This window comes from Brevundimonas sp. FV1ye7S (genome assembly GCF_058680995.1).
Window position 1 is genome coordinate 3,168,033 of record NZ_CM178726.1, and the last position, 16,794, is coordinate 3,184,826.

12 protein-coding genes are annotated in these 16,794 nt (G+C 66.1%); 6 read left to right on the top strand and 6 right to left on the bottom strand.

Going from position 1 to position 16,794, the window contains the following annotated elements:
• Positions 1-88: 88 nt before the first annotated feature.
• Genes ACW18C_RS15440 through ACW18C_RS15450 form a run of 3 tightly spaced genes read right to left on the bottom strand, consistent with a single transcriptional unit; the run spans position 89 to position 3,642 of the window.
• Entirely contained in the window at positions 89-742 is a 654-nt protein-coding gene (locus tag ACW18C_RS15440) for a hypothetical protein (protein ID WP_492071829.1), read from the bottom strand.
• Entirely contained in the window at positions 743-1,861 is a 1,119-nt protein-coding gene (locus tag ACW18C_RS15445) for a glycosyltransferase family 4 protein (RefSeq protein ID WP_492071831.1), read from the bottom strand.
• A complete protein-coding gene (locus ACW18C_RS15450; RefSeq protein WP_492071833.1) occupies positions 1,858-3,642 on the bottom strand; it encodes a glycosyltransferase in 1,785 nt (594 codons plus the stop codon). Before ACW18C_RS15450 ends, ACW18C_RS15445 begins: the two co-directional genes overlap by 4 nt.
• Positions 3,643-3,817: 175 nt before the next feature.
• Between ACW18C_RS15450 and ACW18C_RS15455 the strand changes: the two genes are divergently transcribed.
• Complete coding sequence (locus ACW18C_RS15455) at positions 3,818-6,343, top strand: glycosyltransferase family 2 protein (RefSeq protein ID WP_492071835.1); 2,526 nt, start codon at positions 3,818-3,820, stop codon at positions 6,341-6,343.
• Between the two features lie 46 nt (positions 6,344-6,389).
• Here the strand turns inward: ACW18C_RS15455 and ACW18C_RS15460 are convergent, their stop codons facing one another.
• A complete protein-coding gene (locus ACW18C_RS15460; RefSeq protein WP_492071837.1) occupies positions 6,390-7,124 on the bottom strand; it encodes a hypothetical protein in 735 nt (244 codons plus the stop codon).
• 214 nt (positions 7,125-7,338) lie between these two features.
• Here ACW18C_RS15460 and ACW18C_RS15465 point away from each other — a divergent pair, with 214 nt between their 5' ends.
• The 5 genes from ACW18C_RS15465 (at position 7,339) to ACW18C_RS15485 (ending at position 13,297) form a co-directional block, all read left to right on the top strand.
• The gene (locus ACW18C_RS15465) at positions 7,339-8,106 is read left to right on the top strand and encodes a hypothetical protein (protein ID WP_492071839.1); all 768 of its coding nucleotides are present in this window, start codon (positions 7,339-7,341) and stop codon (positions 8,104-8,106) included.
• Positions 8,107-8,340: 234 nt separating this feature from the next.
• Positions 8,341-9,789 carry a hypothetical protein gene (locus ACW18C_RS15470; RefSeq protein ID WP_492071841.1) on the top strand — a complete coding sequence of 483 codons (1,449 nt, stop codon included), beginning with the start codon at positions 8,341-8,343 and terminating at the stop codon, positions 9,787-9,789.
• A gap of 126 nt (positions 9,790-9,915) precedes the next feature.
• Complete coding sequence (locus ACW18C_RS15475; protein WP_492071842.1) at positions 9,916-11,670, top strand: GspE/PulE family protein; 1,755 nt, start codon at positions 9,916-9,918, stop codon at positions 11,668-11,670.
• 2 nt (positions 11,671-11,672) lie between these two features.
• Positions 11,673-12,878, top strand: coding sequence for a type II secretion system F family protein (locus ACW18C_RS15480; protein ID WP_492071844.1), 1,206 nt, complete (start codon positions 11,673-11,675; stop codon positions 12,876-12,878).
• The gene (locus ACW18C_RS15485; RefSeq protein WP_492071845.1) at positions 12,878-13,297 is read left to right on the top strand and encodes a PulJ/GspJ family protein; all 420 of its coding nucleotides are present in this window, start codon (positions 12,878-12,880) and stop codon (positions 13,295-13,297) included. Before ACW18C_RS15480 ends, ACW18C_RS15485 begins: the two co-directional genes overlap by 1 nt.
• On the opposite strand, the gene ACW18C_RS15490 is transcribed toward ACW18C_RS15485, so the two are convergent.
• On the bottom strand, positions 13,294-15,633 hold the full coding sequence (locus ACW18C_RS15490) for a secretin GspD/PilQ domain-containing protein (RefSeq protein ID WP_492071847.1): 2,340 nt from the start codon (positions 15,631-15,633) through the stop codon (positions 13,294-13,296). The genes ACW18C_RS15485 and ACW18C_RS15490 overlap by 4 nt on opposite strands.
• A gap of 501 nt (positions 15,634-16,134) precedes the next feature.
• The gene (locus ACW18C_RS15495) at positions 16,135-16,791 is read right to left on the bottom strand and encodes a hypothetical protein (protein WP_492071849.1); all 657 of its coding nucleotides are present in this window, start codon (positions 16,789-16,791) and stop codon (positions 16,135-16,137) included.
• Positions 16,792-16,794: the final 3 nt, after the last annotated feature.

The following is a 16,794-nucleotide window of genomic DNA, read 5'->3' on the forward strand; positions in this document are numbered from 1 at the left end:
CCTACGCTCCAAAATGCACTCCGATCCATGGTTTGGACAATTTGCTGAACTCGACCCTAGGAATCGAGCCTCTGATCCAAGGCCGCGCCTAAATAAGGCCGGTCGTGTCGAAACGGAAGCCCGACATGAACGGGCCGGGCAGGACCTCTCCCCACCGCGCCTGATACTCGTTACTGGCGAGAATGTCGGCGACGTAAAATTTGACGCGATCTTCCTCGGTCTCGAGAGCGAAATCGACATCCGGCGCGTCGGCTTCAGGCCAACGGCCAAGCAACGTCTGATAACAGGCCTCAATGAACTGGCGCGCGCCATGTCGACGGTAATGGTTGATCGCGAAAGGAATGAACTGCTCCAGGCTTGGGCAAATATCCGGGGCGCGGACCAGGGCGATCAAATCGAGGGCTGAAAGCTGCGCTGTCGTCGGCTTTGCCGGGCTGAGCATGTCGATCGACAGGGTCGCCAAGACCTCGTCGGACACGCCGCAGCGCAGCTTGACGTCATCCCCGATCGCAAACGCCTGTCGCAGGCCGTGGATCTGGAATGCGCACCAGCCCAGGCGCAGGCCGGCTTCAGCAGCGGCGGCGGAATGGCCGCTCGCCCTGGCGAAGGCGATCGGTGCGTCGTCAGAGGTCAGCTTGACGAGCGCCGGAGATGGGCCGTTCGGAGCGGCGTAGCCTCGCAAACAGTCGGCAGAGATTTCAAAAAGCGCGAAGGCGACGACGGTCGAGTAGTCGTACGACATCTACTGCTCCTTCATCCAGCGGGAAATTTCTCCATAGCAGGCGTCCCAGCCGTGGGGAGCGACGCGCTCCAGCAGATCGGTCAATGACTGTCCGCGAGATCGGGTCTGCGCGGCGCGAAGCTCTGCGATACGCATCGCCTGTACAAATTCGAACATTTCGGTGGGGTCGAAAAAGACGCAACTCTCCGGGAATACTTCTGGAATGCTCGAGCTGTTCGAGCAGACCGTAATCTTGCCCAGCGCTCCAGCCTCGAGGACCGGCAAGCCGAAGCCTTCGAAGAACGACGGATAGACGCAGAATGCGGCGTTGATCATCAACGCCGTACGTTCGGCGTTGGAGACATAGCCGGTGAACTGAATCCGGTCGCTGCTGACGCCCACGCCTTCGAGTCGATCGAGAAGGCGGGCCTTTTCGTCCAACCAGCCGTCGCGGCCTATGAACACAATACGATACTGGTGAGCAAATCCCGGATTCTGCATCAGATAGTCGAAGATGACGCCACCGTTCTTGCGCGGCTCCAACGTTCCGATGACGGCGATATAAGGCTCGGCCAGCAGGTTTGGCCTCACCTGCAGCAGTCCAGCGCTAAGTTCAAACGGGTCAAACTCTGCACCAAGCCTAATAATAGACATTTGATCTGTTGGTTTTCCTAAGTACGTATTTACGTCGGACAGCGTGGCTTGTGATACGCAGAACACGTGGTCTGACGTCTCAACGTCTCTTCGAATTCGGTTCGCAAAATGAAAAATGTTGTCCGCGTTGTGAAATTCAGGCGTCAATATTGGACTTAGGTCGTGCACTATTATGGCTTCCCTGCCAAAATAGTTACGGACGGGCTTTATGTTTGGAAACAAGGCGACCATTGATCGCGCCTCCTTTTCCGGTATCGCTTCGCCGTTCCACGCGGCGTCCGCGAGGAATGGCAAGCCTCCCTGCCCGGAGTGTCTGCCCAAAAAGCCTGCAACAACGCTCCGCGAGACGGGGATGGTCTCGTAGGCGAAGACCCAGTCGATGGTCTGGTCCTTGAGTGCACGCTCCGCGATTGCAGCCACGACGTTAGGGATGCCCGTCCAAGTGTCCTCGAACAGCGCGCTGATATCCAAAACAGCTTTTGTCACGCCGCCTCTCCCACCTTCAGCTTTTCGACCAATGTCCGAAGCTGGTTCGCGACGACCTCCGTCCCAAACTGCGACCTGACCTCTTCCCATGACGCCGCGGACTTGTGCGCATAGTCACCATCCGGAATGTCCCTGGCCGCCTGCAGCGCAGAGTGGACATCGGCGGCGTCGACATAGTTCGTGTCTACTCCGTACATCCGATATCGAGCCGTCAGGCGGATATCCAGCGGGCGGGTTTGTGAGGGAATGACGACCGCGTCATTGTCCGAAATATAGTCCGCCATGGCGGTGTGATCGACGGCGATCGGCACCACGCCACGCGCCATGGCCTCAAGGAGGGGCAGGTTCTGACCTTCGGCGTGAGACGTACAGAGATAGAAGGCCGCCGCGTCATACAGGCGATTCAGTTCCCCCCGCGTGAGCGCGCCGTCTGTGATCCAGACGCGGTCACTTACCATCGGCCGCACCATCCGTCCGGCGTCGGCGATCTGCTCCTCCAAGAGTATGCGGTTCGCGAGACGTTTGGCGCGGTGAGGCGTCGACATTTTCAACAGCAGGATCGCATTCGGATCCGACTCTGCAAAGCGGAGGAACCCTTCCAGCAACGGTTCGATCTGTTTGCGGTAGTCGTGAACGTTAAAGACGCTGAGATAGAGGGTGGGCCTCTCCAGGCCCAGCGAAGCCAGCACGGACGGCAAGGTCGACCCTCGGGCGCGGGCGGCGCCGTCCATCGTATTCTGGATTCGGGGCAGGATCGCCAGGGGCTCCCAGTTCACGCCGGCCAGATCTCGTCCGGCACGCGCGATATCGCGCTCGGTCGGACGCCCGTCACGGGGGCGGCGGGCATGAGCGCCCAGGATAGGGGCCGGCACCCTGCTGACCGGACGGGATACGACCGCCTTTACGGCCTCGACGCCCTGGGATGAGGGAATCCAGAGTTCGTCAGGCACGTTCAACATTTCCGCCTGCTGTGAGAAGGCGTGGTGGCTGAAGCTCTCCTCCGGGCTGCGGAGGCGGTCAAACTCCCAGGCGAAGCAGTTGACGTTGTAGGCCCCCTTCAGAACTCTCATCCGGTCAGGAGGATAGAAGCCGATGTGAAGATTGACGTCGGCAGTGGACCGCTTTCGAATGTCGGAGACATACTCGGGCTTCACGATGACGGTGTGATCGATCTCGAGCTCTTCCAAGGCCTGGATAAAGCCTCGCATGGCGAAGGAATAGGAATAATCAGCCTGCCCCAGGCCCGCAGCCGCCGCCTCTCTTTGACCTTCGGAGACCGGGGCGCTTGGCGCGGACAGGAAGACGCGCAGATCGGTTCGGTCCTCGCCGACGCCCCAGAAGACGGTCTTGTTGTCGACTTTCTTCAGCAGACGAAGATCGGCTTCGATCTGGTCGCGTTCGGGGTGGCCCATGTCGCGCGCCTGACGCAGAAGTTCCGCTGTCTCGTCGAGACGCCCGCGCACCTTCGACAGATGCGCGAGCTGGAGAATGATTTCGGCGTCGTCCGGCTTCAGCGTCAACGCCTTGAGATAGGCGTCCTCCGCCTTGGCGTGAAAGCCGGCCTCCTTCAGCGCATGACCCAGTTGCACCCATGCGCCGCGCCGCTCGGGCTCCTGGCCGCAGATGCGCCTGCGCCAGTAGGCGTCCTGCGCCCAGTCCCGCTGGGCGCGGGCCAGATCCGCCCGTTTCTTGAGATCGGCGGCGCTTTCGCCCATCAAGGGTCCACCCACTTTATTGAGCCCCTTTTGCAGCACCCGGCTGACTGACGGCGCACGACCCATGCAATCCCCTGCACTTCGAAAATTTGATAGACACGGAAAAGCGCGGGCTCTGCGGCCCGTTAACCACTTCACGAGCAGGCTTGCTATCACAGGGGCGACCGGCTTATCCACCGCCAAACTGTAACGCCGTGGTTCAGGGAGCGGTGCGAATTCGAGGCAGGACATGGAAGACCCCTTGATCGCTCAGCCGCCCGTTCCTGAAAGGGAGATCGGCGTTTGGACGGCCGACGACGTGGGGCGCCTTTACCGCCTCGTCCTGAACCGCGGCGGCGAGACGCGCGAAATGCTGGAAGAGATGGCCGGCTGGGACGTGCGTCGGCTCATCGGCTCGTTCTTCCATTCCCCTGAGTTCAAAGGGTCGGTCGGGGCCCGGCTGCAGGCCGGCGAGCGCCCGCGCGACGCGGCGTTCCCGGACGATGTCGCTGATTGGGCGGCCCGAATGATGCCGCTGTCCGAAGACGGGCGCCGCAGGGCCGTCGCCTCCAAATCCTGGTCGATGCTGTATCACGCCCTGGCGGCCGATGCGGTCTTTCGGGACTATATGGACGATGACAGCCCCCTCACCGAGCCGCGCGCCTTCGCGGTCTTGACGGCCGCGTCCCAGGTGGACGGACGATTGGAGGAGGTCTCTGCACGAGGCGTGCGCGGCTGGGCCGCCTATCCGGACGAGCCGGATTCCGGCGTCTCTGTCGAGGTGTGGATCAATGGCGTCTTCTGCGGCGCCGGAACGACGTCGGCCTTCCGCCGCGACGTCCAGGACCTGTTCGGCGGCGCCGGTCTGGCCGGTTTCGAGATTCAGGTGCCCGAGGCGGCGCGGCGCCGTTTTGTTCAGATGGACATCGAGCTGCGGGCGGCGAGCAACGGTTTCGTCCTGGGGCGGGCGACCGTCATGGCCGAGCCGCCCCAGCCGGACCTGATTTCCGGGATCCGCGACGAAATCACTCAGGCGCGCCGCGTCCTCGAAAGCCTGGAGAGCCGGCTGCCCTGGATCGAGTCCACGTTATCGACGCCTCTTTCCGACTACGCCGCCTACAGTCGCGCCTGGCGGGACGCGGGGCCGACGCCGGAGCGCTGCGGCCTGGCGATCGACATCGTACTCGACCTCGCGGGCGGCGCGACGCGCGATATCGAAGAGGCGGCCCGGGCCGTCGCGGGCCAGAGCCATGCGCAAGCCAATCTGATCCTGGTCGCGGGGCCGGCCGAGGCCAATCTGGCGGCGGATCTGCGCCAGCGGATCGAATGGGCGGCTCAACCCGCGCCGACGGTGCTCGTCCTGGACGCCGAACACCCGGTCGCCAGGATCGAGGCCGCTCTGGACACGGCCGCAGGCGACCTGGTCCTGGTCCTGACGCCCGAGGTCGTCCTGCACCCCCACGCCCTCGCCAGGATCGCCGCGCGGTTCTCGGCGGCCTCTCCGGAGCTGGAGGCCGTCTATTTCGACGAGGACGTCCTCGACGCCGCCGACGCCGACGACGCGCCGCAGGACCGTCGCCGGATCCTGCCCAGGCTCAAGCCCGACTTCGACCCCGACTATCTGCTCCAGACCCCCTATGTCGGCGAGGCCGTCGCCTTCCGGCGGGCCGCGCTGCAGCGGCTGGGACTGAGGCGCGAGGCGGCGCCCCACGCCGTCTGCGACGCCCTTCTGCGGGCGCGGCCCGAGGCGGTCGGCCACGTCGCCCGGGTTCTGGCCAGCCGCACCGTCCCTGAGACGGTCGAGCCGGAGGTCTGGCTTAACTGTGCGTCCCATCGCCTCGCCCAGGCGGGGATCGACGCGGTCGCCCAGCCGCGCGCCGACATCCTGGGCGCCCCGACCCGGGCCCTGCGGATCCGCCGCGCCCCGCCGCCGGCGTCGGCCTGCCTGATCATCCCGACCCGCGACGGACTGGACCTGCTGAAGCCCTGCGTCGACAGTTTGCTGGACCGGCGCGCCGACAACCGCACGCCGTTCGAGATCCTGATCATCGACCACGACAGCCGCGAGCCCCAGACCCGCGACTATCTGGCCGCGCTCCAGGCCCTGGGCGCCGCGCAGGTCCTGCCCTATTGCGGCGATTTCAACTGGGGCCTGATGAACAATCTCGCCGCCGGCCAGACCCAGGCCCAGGTTCTGGTCTTCCTCAACAACGACACCGTCGCCCTGTCGCGGGACTGGCTGGACGAACTGACGGCCCAGGCCCTGCGCCCGGACGTCGGCGTCGTCGGCTGTCGTCTGCTTTATGGCGACGGCGCGATCCAGCACGCCGGCTTCGTCAACCGCGAGGAGACCTACGCCTTCCTGTCGCACGAAGGCGTAGGTGCGCCGGGGTCCGACCCCGGTTATCTGGATCGCCATGTCGTGGTCCATGCGACGGCGGCGGTCACCGGCGCCTGCATGGCCATGCGGGCCGACCTGTTTCGCGACCTGGGCGGCTTCGATCCCGGCTTCCCGGTCGAGGGCAATGACGTCGACCTGTGCCTGCGCGCCCGCGCGCGGGGGCTGACGATCCTCTACACGCCGGACGCCACCCTCTATCATCTGGAGTCCAAGACTCGGGGCTTCAACCACGATCCGGCCCGCCAGGCCGTGGCCGAGGCGGCCTCTCGCGTCATCTGGCGGCGCTGGGGCGAGCGGTTCAGCCGCGATCCCGGCTTCAACCCCCATTTCGACCGCACCGGCCGCCCCTTCGCCCGCCTGCGCCCCCCGCCGCCCTGGTCGGGGTGAGGGGCGATCCGCCCGGACGCCGTGATCGCGGCGACGACCTAGGGGATCAGGCGCGCTCCGTCCCCACTGGTGCGCCGCGATAGCGCAGGATCAGCGGCACCGTCAGGGTCATCTCGTGGCTGACGCCGTGCTCCCACAATCCGTCCTCGCCCCAGCAGTCGCCGTGGTCGGCGCAGATCAGCACCGTGGCTTCGCTGAAGGCTTCCAGCAGCCGCTCCAGACGGCCGTCCACGAACTCGACGCAGGCGGTCTGGCGGGCGCGACATTCCGCCGCACGGTCCACGGTCTGGAACGGGACGCACGGATTGTCGTCCTCGGGCCAGGGCGCCCCCTTGTAATGATAGGGCACATGGGTCTCGCCGATGTTCATGAAGGCGAAGACCGGCCGGTCGCCGGCCTCGGCCAGTTGCGCCTCGATCCAGGCGACCTGCGCCTCCACCCCCTCCCGCGCCGCGAACCAGAAGGTCTCGAACCCATGCCGCAGCGTGGCCGAGACGGGGGTCTCCGGGTCGAACCAGCCCATCGCCGCCGTACCGAGGGTGCGCCAGCCGCCCAGGCGAAATCCATCGACGATATTGTCGCCCGCCACCGTGAAGCCGGGCGTCGCCAGACCGGGATGTCCCGCATAGCTGAGGCGGAAGAGACGGGCCAGCTTGGGCGTCAGGAACGGCTGGGCGGGGCCGTCCGCGCCCGGCGTGAAGCCGACGAACATGGCGGCATGGGATCCATAGGTGAAGTGCGACGGCGCCTGGGCGCGGTGCAGGGGAGCCAGGGCCTTCATGTTCGGAAGCCTGGCGGCCGCAAATGTATCGTACCGGCAAGAATCCAGCGAAATGAACAGGATGCTGTCTGGATTCATGCGGTTTGCGGCCTCGTGCGATACGCGTCGGCGGGGAGTGCGACGCCCTTGAAATAGGGAGAGAACAATGGCCTAAACCAGCCTTGCCATATCCCTGCCCGGCGTCGGCGGGCGGCGCAAGCGAGGGGCCTCGAAAATGAAAATCCTGTTCTGCATTCCGGCCTACGGCGGCAGCGTCCGCGCGGAGACCATGCTGTCCGTCTCGACAGGGGTGATCCAGCTGTCGAAGAACTTTCCGTCCGCCGAAATCCGCCTGTTCACCGTCAACATGGCCGAGATCGCGCGGGTGCGGAACATCTTCGCCTCCATGGTCCTGAACGACGGATACGACGCCCTGTTCATGCTGGATGCGGACATGGGCGTTCCGCCCGAGACCTTCTCGCGGTTGCTAGCGTCGGGTTACGATGTCTGCGGCCTGACCTATCCGCGCCGCCAGATCGACCTGGCGAAGTTCCATCAACTTGCGCAGGCCGGCAACAGCTTTGAGGCCAGCCACACCGGCGCGCTCAGTTTCATCGCCGCAGGAAGCTTTGTTCACAACAACGGCCAGATCGATATTCGGGAAGGCTTCCTGGAAATGAACGAAATCCCTGGAGGTTGCATGTTGATCCGGCGCGCCGCCATCGAACTGCTGTGGAAGACGTCGCCGCATTTGCGCCAAACTCAGAATATCAGCGACATGGAGGCGAGCCTTGGGTTGAAAAAGCTCCTCCGTTGCTTCGACAACATTCAGGAGGGCGCCACCAAGTACAGCGAAGATATTAGCTTTTGCCGCTACTACAGGAAGGCTGGCGGAAAAATCATGGCGCTTATTGATGTCAGTGTCGCGCACTACGGCGACATGAAATATGAAGGTCGATATTCCGATATGCTTCTGAGCGGCGCCAAGTCCGCCTCGGCGTGATTCAAGCGCCGCGCATTTGCCGGAAAGTCCGCAGGTCGCACCGGGCGCCGTCACCATTTTGTCAAACTTTGCCAGAGTGTTGACGTTACATAAACACCTTTTGTGGTTGACGTCTGGGCGCTGGCGACTGTAACACTCCAGCGCCAGGGGAAGCAGGATGGGCCGCATGGTCAATCTCTGTGACCATCCTACGCAGCTTCGTATGCAACCTCTAGGAACCTTTTGGGGACCCCAATGATCCGCAAGTCTCTCTACCTCGCTGCTTCGGCCGCCGTGCTCATCACGGCCGCTCAAGCGCAAGCCGCCACCATCACCGGCACCGGCCTCTTTAACGGCGTCAGCTCCGCGACCACGACCGGCGCATTCAAGCTCGCTCAAGAGCTGACCTATTTCACGGCCGCTTCGTCGGCTACGGGATCGGGCGCAACTCAGGCGACCGCGACCTTTGACCTGCTCCCGACGAACTCCTTCACGACCGGTGAAAGCCTGCTGCTGACCGTCGACATCTCGGCCGGCGGCATCTTCTCGTCGAGCACGGGCTTCGCCGTGACCGGCTCCGACACCACCACCACCGGCAGCTGCGCCGTTCAGTCCGTCTCGGCTGTGACCCCGGTCGCCGCCAACGCGACCTCGGCCCAATATCTGGTCAACCTGTCGGGTGACTGCGCCACCACCGGCCTCAGCATCTCGGTTCCTGTCCAAGCGACCGGCGCTGACATGGTCATCGGCGCCCAGCTGCAACAAAGCTTCGGTGGTTCGCTGATCAACGTTGACGGCGGCCGCGCCGCTGCGAAGTTCATTGACGTGGCGCCCGCCTACACCGCCGTCGTCTCGGCCTCGACCGCTTCCGCGACCGCTCTGGTCACCGAAGGCTATCGTGAGTTCAACGCGACGCCCATCGCCGCCGGCACGGTCATCGTTGAAGTTGATTCCGCTTCTCACATCGCCCTGGTCACGACCGCGACTGCTTCTACCGACGACGTCGACGGCGTTGCCCTGACCGCCCAGGCGCTGACCGGTTCGTTCACCGGCTATAATCTGGCAAACGGCGCGACCCGCTTCACCGCGGGCACCGCCAGCGCCACGGTCTCGACCATTCGCGTCTCGACCGCCACTGTCGGCACCAACATCATCAACATCGTGGACAACACCGACACCGCCACGACCGCCGGCATCAACGGCGACGCGATCATTCCGGCTTCGACCTTCTCGGTTGTGGCAGCCGTCGATCTGATTGACGGCCTGCGCGACTTCACCGCCACCGGTTCGCTGGCTCCGGTCACGCGTGACGGCACCTCGTTCGTCGCGCCCTGGATCGCTCTGGGCGCCGCCTCGGCCAACTCGACCATCCGCCTGGCCAACAACGGTTCGACCGACACCGGCCCGATCCAGATGACCCTGACGTCGAGCAACGGCGCCGCCGCCGCCAACGGGACCGTAACGATCTCGGCCTCGGATCTGGTCGCCGGTTCGCTGACCGCTTCGGGCGGCATCCCCGCCGGCGGCGTGGTGTCCATCTCGGGCGCTGCTCTGAAGACCGCCTTCGGCACCGCTGCCGCCAACGGCGACCTGGAAGTCACGATCGAAGCCCAACCGCAGTTCATCTCGGGCAAGGTCCGCGTGACGCAGGCTTCGGGCCAGATCTTCGAAACCTCGCTGGGCAACCTGAACGGCGCCCGCTAAGTCCAGGTTCACACCTGAACTGGGGAAAGGGAGGGCTTCGGCCCTCCCTTTTTCTTTGCGCGATAGGTCGTGATCGCGGGGTGAAAACCGGCTATCACGGCCGGGATCTATTTTCGGAACCGCTCCTTGCCCGCCGACGCCGCCGCCGAACCCATCGCCATCCGCTTTCCCGCCGCCCCCATACGCCGGCGCCTGGGCGAGGAGCTGATCGCGCGCGGCATGATCCGCGAGGCGGATCTGGCCAACGCCCTGACCCTGCAGAATCAGAACGGCGGCCTTCTGGGCCTGAACCTGGTGCGGCTGGGCGCCGTGTCCGAGGCCCAGCTGCTGGAGGTCCTGGCCGAACAGCTGGACCTGCCGATCCTTCTGCCCGAGCACAGCCCCCGCCCGGACCAGGTCGCCGCCTTCCTGGCCGAGATCCGCTCCCCCCTGAACTGGTGGGCCGAGAACGAGGCCGTCGTCTGGCGCCAGGAGGCGACCGAGACCGCGCCCAGCCGCATCGTCTGCGCCGCCGTCCAGCCCCTGGCGCCGGGCCTGGGCGAGCGGATCGCCCAGGCCCGTTCTTCCGAGCCGGTCGTCTTCATGCTGGCCCAGCGCTCGCTGATCGAGGCCCTGACCCAGGACCTGCACGCCGACGGCCTGCCCCTGATGGACGGGGTCATGAGCGGCGGCGACGCCGCCCGCCTGCGCGAACTGGCGCAGGAGGCGCCGACCATCGACTTCGTCAACGCCGTCTTCGCCGAGGCCCTGACGCGCCGGGCCTCCGACGTCCATGTCGAACCCTATGAGGACCGGTTCCTGGTGCGGATGCGCATCGACGGCGTCCTGACCACCGCCCGCGCCGCGCCTCGCGCCAATTTCGAGGCCGTGGCCTCGCGCATCAAACTGCTCAGCGGCATGGACATCGGCGAACGCCGCCTGCCCCAGGACGGCCGCCAGTCGGTGCGCGTGTCCGGCCAGGAGGTCGATCTGCGCGTCTCGACCCTGCCCTGTTCCTGGGGCGAGTCGATCGTCCTGCGTCTGCTGGGCAAGACCAGCCGCCTGCCCGAACTGTCCGAACTGGGCGTCAGCGCGCCGCAGGAAAAGACCCTGCTGGGGCTGGCGGAACATCCAAACGGCGTCTTCCTGATCACCGGCCCCACCGGCTCGGGCAAGACCACCACCATCTATCGCCTGCTCAGCCACCTGAACGACGGCGAGCGCAAGATCATCACAGTCGAGGACCCGGTCGAGCTGGACCTGCCCGGCGTCATCCAGGTGCGGGTGCGGTCCGAGATCGGCCTGACCTTCGCCGCCGGCCTGCGCTCGATCCTGCGCCAGGACCCGGACGTCATCATGGTCGGCGAAATCCGCGACCCCGAAACGGCCCGGATCGCGGTCCAGGCCGCCCTGACCGGGCACCTGGTCATCTCGACCGTCCACACCAACACCGCCCTGGCCGCCGTGCCGCGCCTGCTGGACCTGGGGATCGAGGACTATCTGCTGGCCGACGTCCTGCGCGGCGTGGCGGGACAGCGGCTGGTCCGGCGCCTGTGCGACTGCGCCCGTCCCTCGACGTCGGCCGAGGCGGCCGACCACGAACAGTCCATCCCGGCGCACCTGCGCATGTTCGCCGACACCGAGCCTGCGGGCTGGCGCGAACCGGCGGGCTGCCCCCGCTGCGGCCAGTCCGGCTATCGCGGCCGGGTCGGCGCCTATGAGATCGCGCCCGCCTCGCCCGCCTTGATCCAGGCCCTGCGCGCCTCGGCCGACGAGGACCAGCTGACCGCCATCGCCCGCGAGGACGGCTTCCTCAGCTTCGGCGACGACGCCTTCCTCAAGGCCCGGCGCGGCATGACCACCCTGTCCGAGGTGCACCGCATCGTCGGCGGCGGCGACTGACCATGTCGTCCCAGGCCTTCCAGTATCAGGCGATCGACCGCCAGGGCGCGATGTCGCGCGGCGTCGTCAGCGCGCCCGACGAGGCCACCGTGGTGCGCCGGCTGTCGGCCGAGGGGCTGACGGTGCTGAAGGTCTCGCCCGCCGCCGCCGCACGCGGCGAGGGTCAGAACCGCCCGCTGAAGTCCGGCGAGCGGGTGCTGGTCCTGCGCCAGCTGGGCCTGATGCTGGAAGCCGGCGTCTCCCTGCTGGAAGCCCTGGAGACCGTCGCCCAGGGGATGCAGTCCCGCAAAGGCAAGGAACAGTTCCAGGCGGCGATCGCCGCCCTGCGTCGCGGCGACTCGCTGGGCCAGTCGCTGGAGGAACATGTTCCGGGCTTTCCCGACTACCTCTACGCCATGGCCCGGGTGGGCGAGGCCTCGGGCCGGGTCGCCGAGGTGCTGAAACAGGCGGCCGAGCAGATGGCCTACGAGGACCGGCTGCGCAAGGATTTCGGCAACGCCATGACCTATCCCGCCTTCCTGCTGATGGCCGGCCTGGGCGCGGTCGCCTTCATCTTCACCCAGGTCGTGCCCCGGTTCGGCGCCATGATCGGCGAGGACCGCAGCCGCGTGCCGACGGTCTCGCGCTGGGTGCTTTCGGCCGGCGAATACGCCAACGCCCATATCGGCCTGATCGGGATCGGACTGGGCGCCGTCGTCGCCCTCGCCGTGGTCATCGCGACCAATCCGGCCATCAAGGCCCGCGCCTACACCCTGGCGCACGGCCTGCCGGTCGTAGGCGGGGTGATTCAGGCGCGCGAGATCGCCGCCTGGGCCCGCCTGACCTCTTTCGCCCTGACCAATGGCGTGCCGATCCTGTCGGCCGTCGCCCTCGCCCGCGCCGCCGTGCCGATCGGGCCCTTTCGCCAGGGGCTGAACCGGCTGGAAAGCGACCTGAAGGCGGGCCTGACCCTCGACGCGTCGCTGGCCGCCCACACCAAGCTGGAAGCGATGGACCTCAGCCTGCTTCGCGCCGGCCAGCGTTCGGGCGCCGTCGGCGCCATGTTCGGCTTCATGGCCGACAATTACGAGAACCGGCTGCGCGACAGCATGAAGCGCATGACCTCCCTGCTCGAGCCGGCCGCCATCGGAGCCATTTCGCTGATCGTGGGCTTCGTCGCCCTGTCGCTCGTCCTGGCCCTGTCCAGCGTCTACGAAGGCGTGGTGTGATGCGGCCTGGCCGCGAGGGCTTCAGCCTGATCGAGGCCCTGGTCGCCCTGGCCATCGCCGCCATGATGCTGACGGCCATTTTCGAGCTGCAGCAGCAGATGATCCGGGGCCAGCGTCGCGCCGCCGACGTGCTGGAGCAGGTCGCGGCCCAGGAAAACGCCCTGGCCCTGACCCGCGACCTCAATCCGATGGAACAGCCTCAGGGCACGGTGGAACTGCCCGACGGCGACGTCATTCGCTGGACGTCGGAGGCCAAGACAGAGGCGCGCGTCAACGCCGGATTCCCGACGGGCGACGGCCAGTTCCAGGTCCAGCTGTTCACAGTCACGGTCGAAATCGAACGCCGCAACGGCCGCTCGCCTGCCCCGCTGGTCTTTGACCGTATGGGCTGGCGGCGGATGACGGGCGAGGGCGCCTAGGGGGTTTCGGTCGGACCGGCGGCCGGCGTTTCGGCGTCGACGGCCACCGCCTCGCCCAAGGGCGTGACGACGACCGGCGCCGGCCGGCCGCGCTGCGGCAGCAGGGGCGGGGTCTCGGACGCGGGGAGCGGACTTGGAAGATCCACCCCCAACCCCCGAAACCGCGAGCTGATCGACCAAGGCGTCAGCGTGTAGGACCAGCCGCGCCCCGTGCGGAAGGCTGCGTTCATGTTCGCCGTATATTCATCGGCAAATCCACTCATGTCCTCATCGCCCCGCACGATGTAGGGCGTGATCATGAGCAGCAACTCAGTACGCGTTCCGCTTACGGTATTGCTTTGGAAGGCCGAGCCGATGAGCGGAATATCCTTCAGGAACGGGATGCCTGCGTTGTTCTTTCGATAATTGTTTCCGATCAACCCACCGAGCACGCCCGTCCAACCATCACGGATGGCGATTTGCGTCGTAAGGCTGCGATTGAGGATCGGCGGGCTGCCGATCTGGCTTCCAGCGGGCGGGTCTCCCGCTTCAGAGAGCTCCTGGCTGATCGTGACATCGACGCGGTCGCCGTAGACCACGGGTGTGATTTCCAGGATTGTACCTGTTTGACGGTACTGCACGCTTTGCAGGACATCGGTGTTACCATTTGAATTGCTGTTGGAGGCCCGTTGCGACGTAATGATCGGCACGTCAGATCCGACCTGAAAACGAGCAGTGCCCCCACTTCGCGTTACCAGCTGCGGGCGTTGAAGAATATTGACCCTATTGTTGGAGGCGTTAGCTACCAATCGGGCGCGGAAATCCGCACCAATGAAGGTGAACACGCCTGCGCCTGAGCCGATATTCAGGCCTTCGGTAGACCCCGACAGGATGCCGTCGCCTCGGGTTTGTGTGCCAAAAAGATTCACGCCAATGCTGGTGGAATCCGTCAGCGTCACCTCGGCGATCATGACCTCAACCACGACCTGAGGCGCAGGCGTATCGAGGGTGTTGAGCAGACTGCGCAACTGCGCATAATCGCTAGCTGTGCCGGTGAAGATGATACGGTTGCCAACAGGGTCCGTAAGCAGGCGCCCCCCAAGGAAGGTTCCCGACGTGCTTTGCGGGCTTTGACCGCTGCCGGAACGGGTAGTTTGCCGCTCCGCTGCCTGCGTTTGCGTCGCGGGCGGTGCTCCCGGCACTCCCACCGGCGGCTGCGGCTGGCTCGTAGTCGGAGCCTGCCCCATCGCCAACTGGCCCAGCGACTGAGCGTCCGTGTTTCGGACATTATAAACAAAGGTCGTCGCCTTGTCGCCGAGCGCGGCCGGGCGGTCCAACATGCCGACCCAGTAGTTCACCCGGTCCAGAAGCTCGGGATCCTTGGCGAAGACCAGGATCTGGTTGGCCTGGGGAAAGGCCAGGATCACGATCGAGCGGCCCGCCAGCGCCTGGCGGCTGACGATATAGCCCTCGGTCGTCAGGGTCTGCTCCAGCGACGTCGCCAGAGCATCAGCGGCCCAATAGACGGGTTCGACACGCAGCACGTCAGCGCCGGCGAAGCGCGGCTGGTCGATCTCGCGCAAGGTGCGGACCACCTGGGCCACATCCCGCGACGACCCCGAAATGATCAGGCTGTTGGTCAGGGGATCGGGCGTGACCCGCGCGCCGCCCAGGTTGGGAAACAGGTCGCCCAGCAGGGACTGCAGGACGTTCACTTCGATGGTCTGAACATTGAAGAACTGGACGACGCGCCCGCCGGAGGTCGGCGTGGAACGGTTGCGAACTATGTCGCTGCCGATGGCGCCGGTCTGGCTGGAGCCCACGGTCACGGCGCCGCCGTCGATATAGACATCGATGCCGTACTGTTTCAGCGCCTGTTGCGTCAGCCGGAACAGGGCTCGCTTGCTGATCGTGCCGCCGGTTCCGCCGGCGATCACGTCGGTCCGGGACGCCACATCGCCGCTGAGCGAATAGGGCAGGTTCAGCACGCCGCCGAAGACGGTGGCGGCGAACTGGGGGATCGACTGGGGAGACAGGGTCGCGTCGACGGGCTCGTCGGGAACCAGGGCCGCGATTTCAGCCTCGGTGGCGGCCGGGCGTTGCGTCGCGGGGGCCCCGCTGCGGGGTATCGAAAGGCGTTCCGCCGCGCGGCGTTGGTCCGATCCGGCTGCGCCGGACCCTGTCAGGGCGGCGTCGTCTTCCCCGGGCGCAGCCTCCACCTCGCCCTGCATACGGATCGGGGTAGTCATGGTCGGAAAGGCGGCGCACCCTGCCAGCAGGATCGGCGTCAGGCACACGGCCGCCATGAGAGAGGCGCCTGATACGGGCGAGCGCCGTGCTGCATCGTGGTTGGACATCTTAAACTCCTGCGCCGCCTTAGCCGTAGAGACGGACCACGCGTGTCTCGCGGCCCTTTCGCAACGTCACGGCGTATTCTGTGATTTCTTCGATTCGCCAGTCATCCCCGAACCGGTCGCCCACGACCATAGACCGGATTTGCGGCCCCGGCGCGGCGGGATCGCGCACAAGCGCCGCCACTGATCCGGTCGCGGGGTCACGCTCCACTCCGCGAAGCGCCTGCTTGAACACCACGGCGACATCAGGCGGCGGCGGAGGCGGCGGCGGCGGGGGCGGCGGAGGCGGCGGGGGTGGCGGAGGCGGCGGCGGCGGGTCTGAACGAAGCGTCCGCAAAAAACGGACGGCCGCAGCGGCGCTCTCTCCGGGACGCAGAACGAGCAGATCCTGACTAGAGCCGCCCCGACGCACGGCCGGCGGCTCCTCCGGACGTCCGGGCGCCTGCCACCCCAGGACGAAGACACAGGCGAAGAACAAAGCCGCAAACAGAGGCGCCCACCGCATCAGTTCGCTCCCGCCGTGCTTTCGGCCGAGCCCGGCGGCAAGGTCACAGGGAAGGCGAGGTGAAGTCGCACCTTGCCGCTCGCCGGCTGGGGCTGCGCCTCGCCGCGGCCTTGCGTCCGCTGAACCTGAAACGGCGACAGCGGGGTCAGCTCATAGTCGAAACTCGCGACCCGGAAGCCTTCCGGCCAGCCCGCCACGCGATCCAGAAAGGCGAAGGTCGGGTTCCAGCGCAGATCCGCCTGGATTTCGGCGCCGAGCCACTGGGTGACGCCGATCATCTCCGGCTCGCTGTCCGTGGTGATGGTGAAGTTCGTCATTCCAGCGTCGGTCGCAGCCTTGGCCAAACGTTGTTCGATGCGGACCTGGGCGATGGCGACGTTCGCGGCCTCGAAGCCCCAGGTCTTCATGTCCTCCACGGCGGAATCGTCCGCCGCCGCCGCCTCGACCCGGCGCGCCGCGCTCGCCGCCAGACGGGCGCTGGCTCGCGACGTCAGGGCGTCGACATAGCGATCCTCCTGCCGTGTCCGCCAATCGGCGGCGCTGATCGGAGCATAGACGAGAGCCGCCAGAACCATCACGCCCAGCAGAACGCGCTCTCGTGGGGTGGTGCGCTGCAGCCGGGCGACCAATGCACGGGTTTGCGTGCGGGCAGACACCCT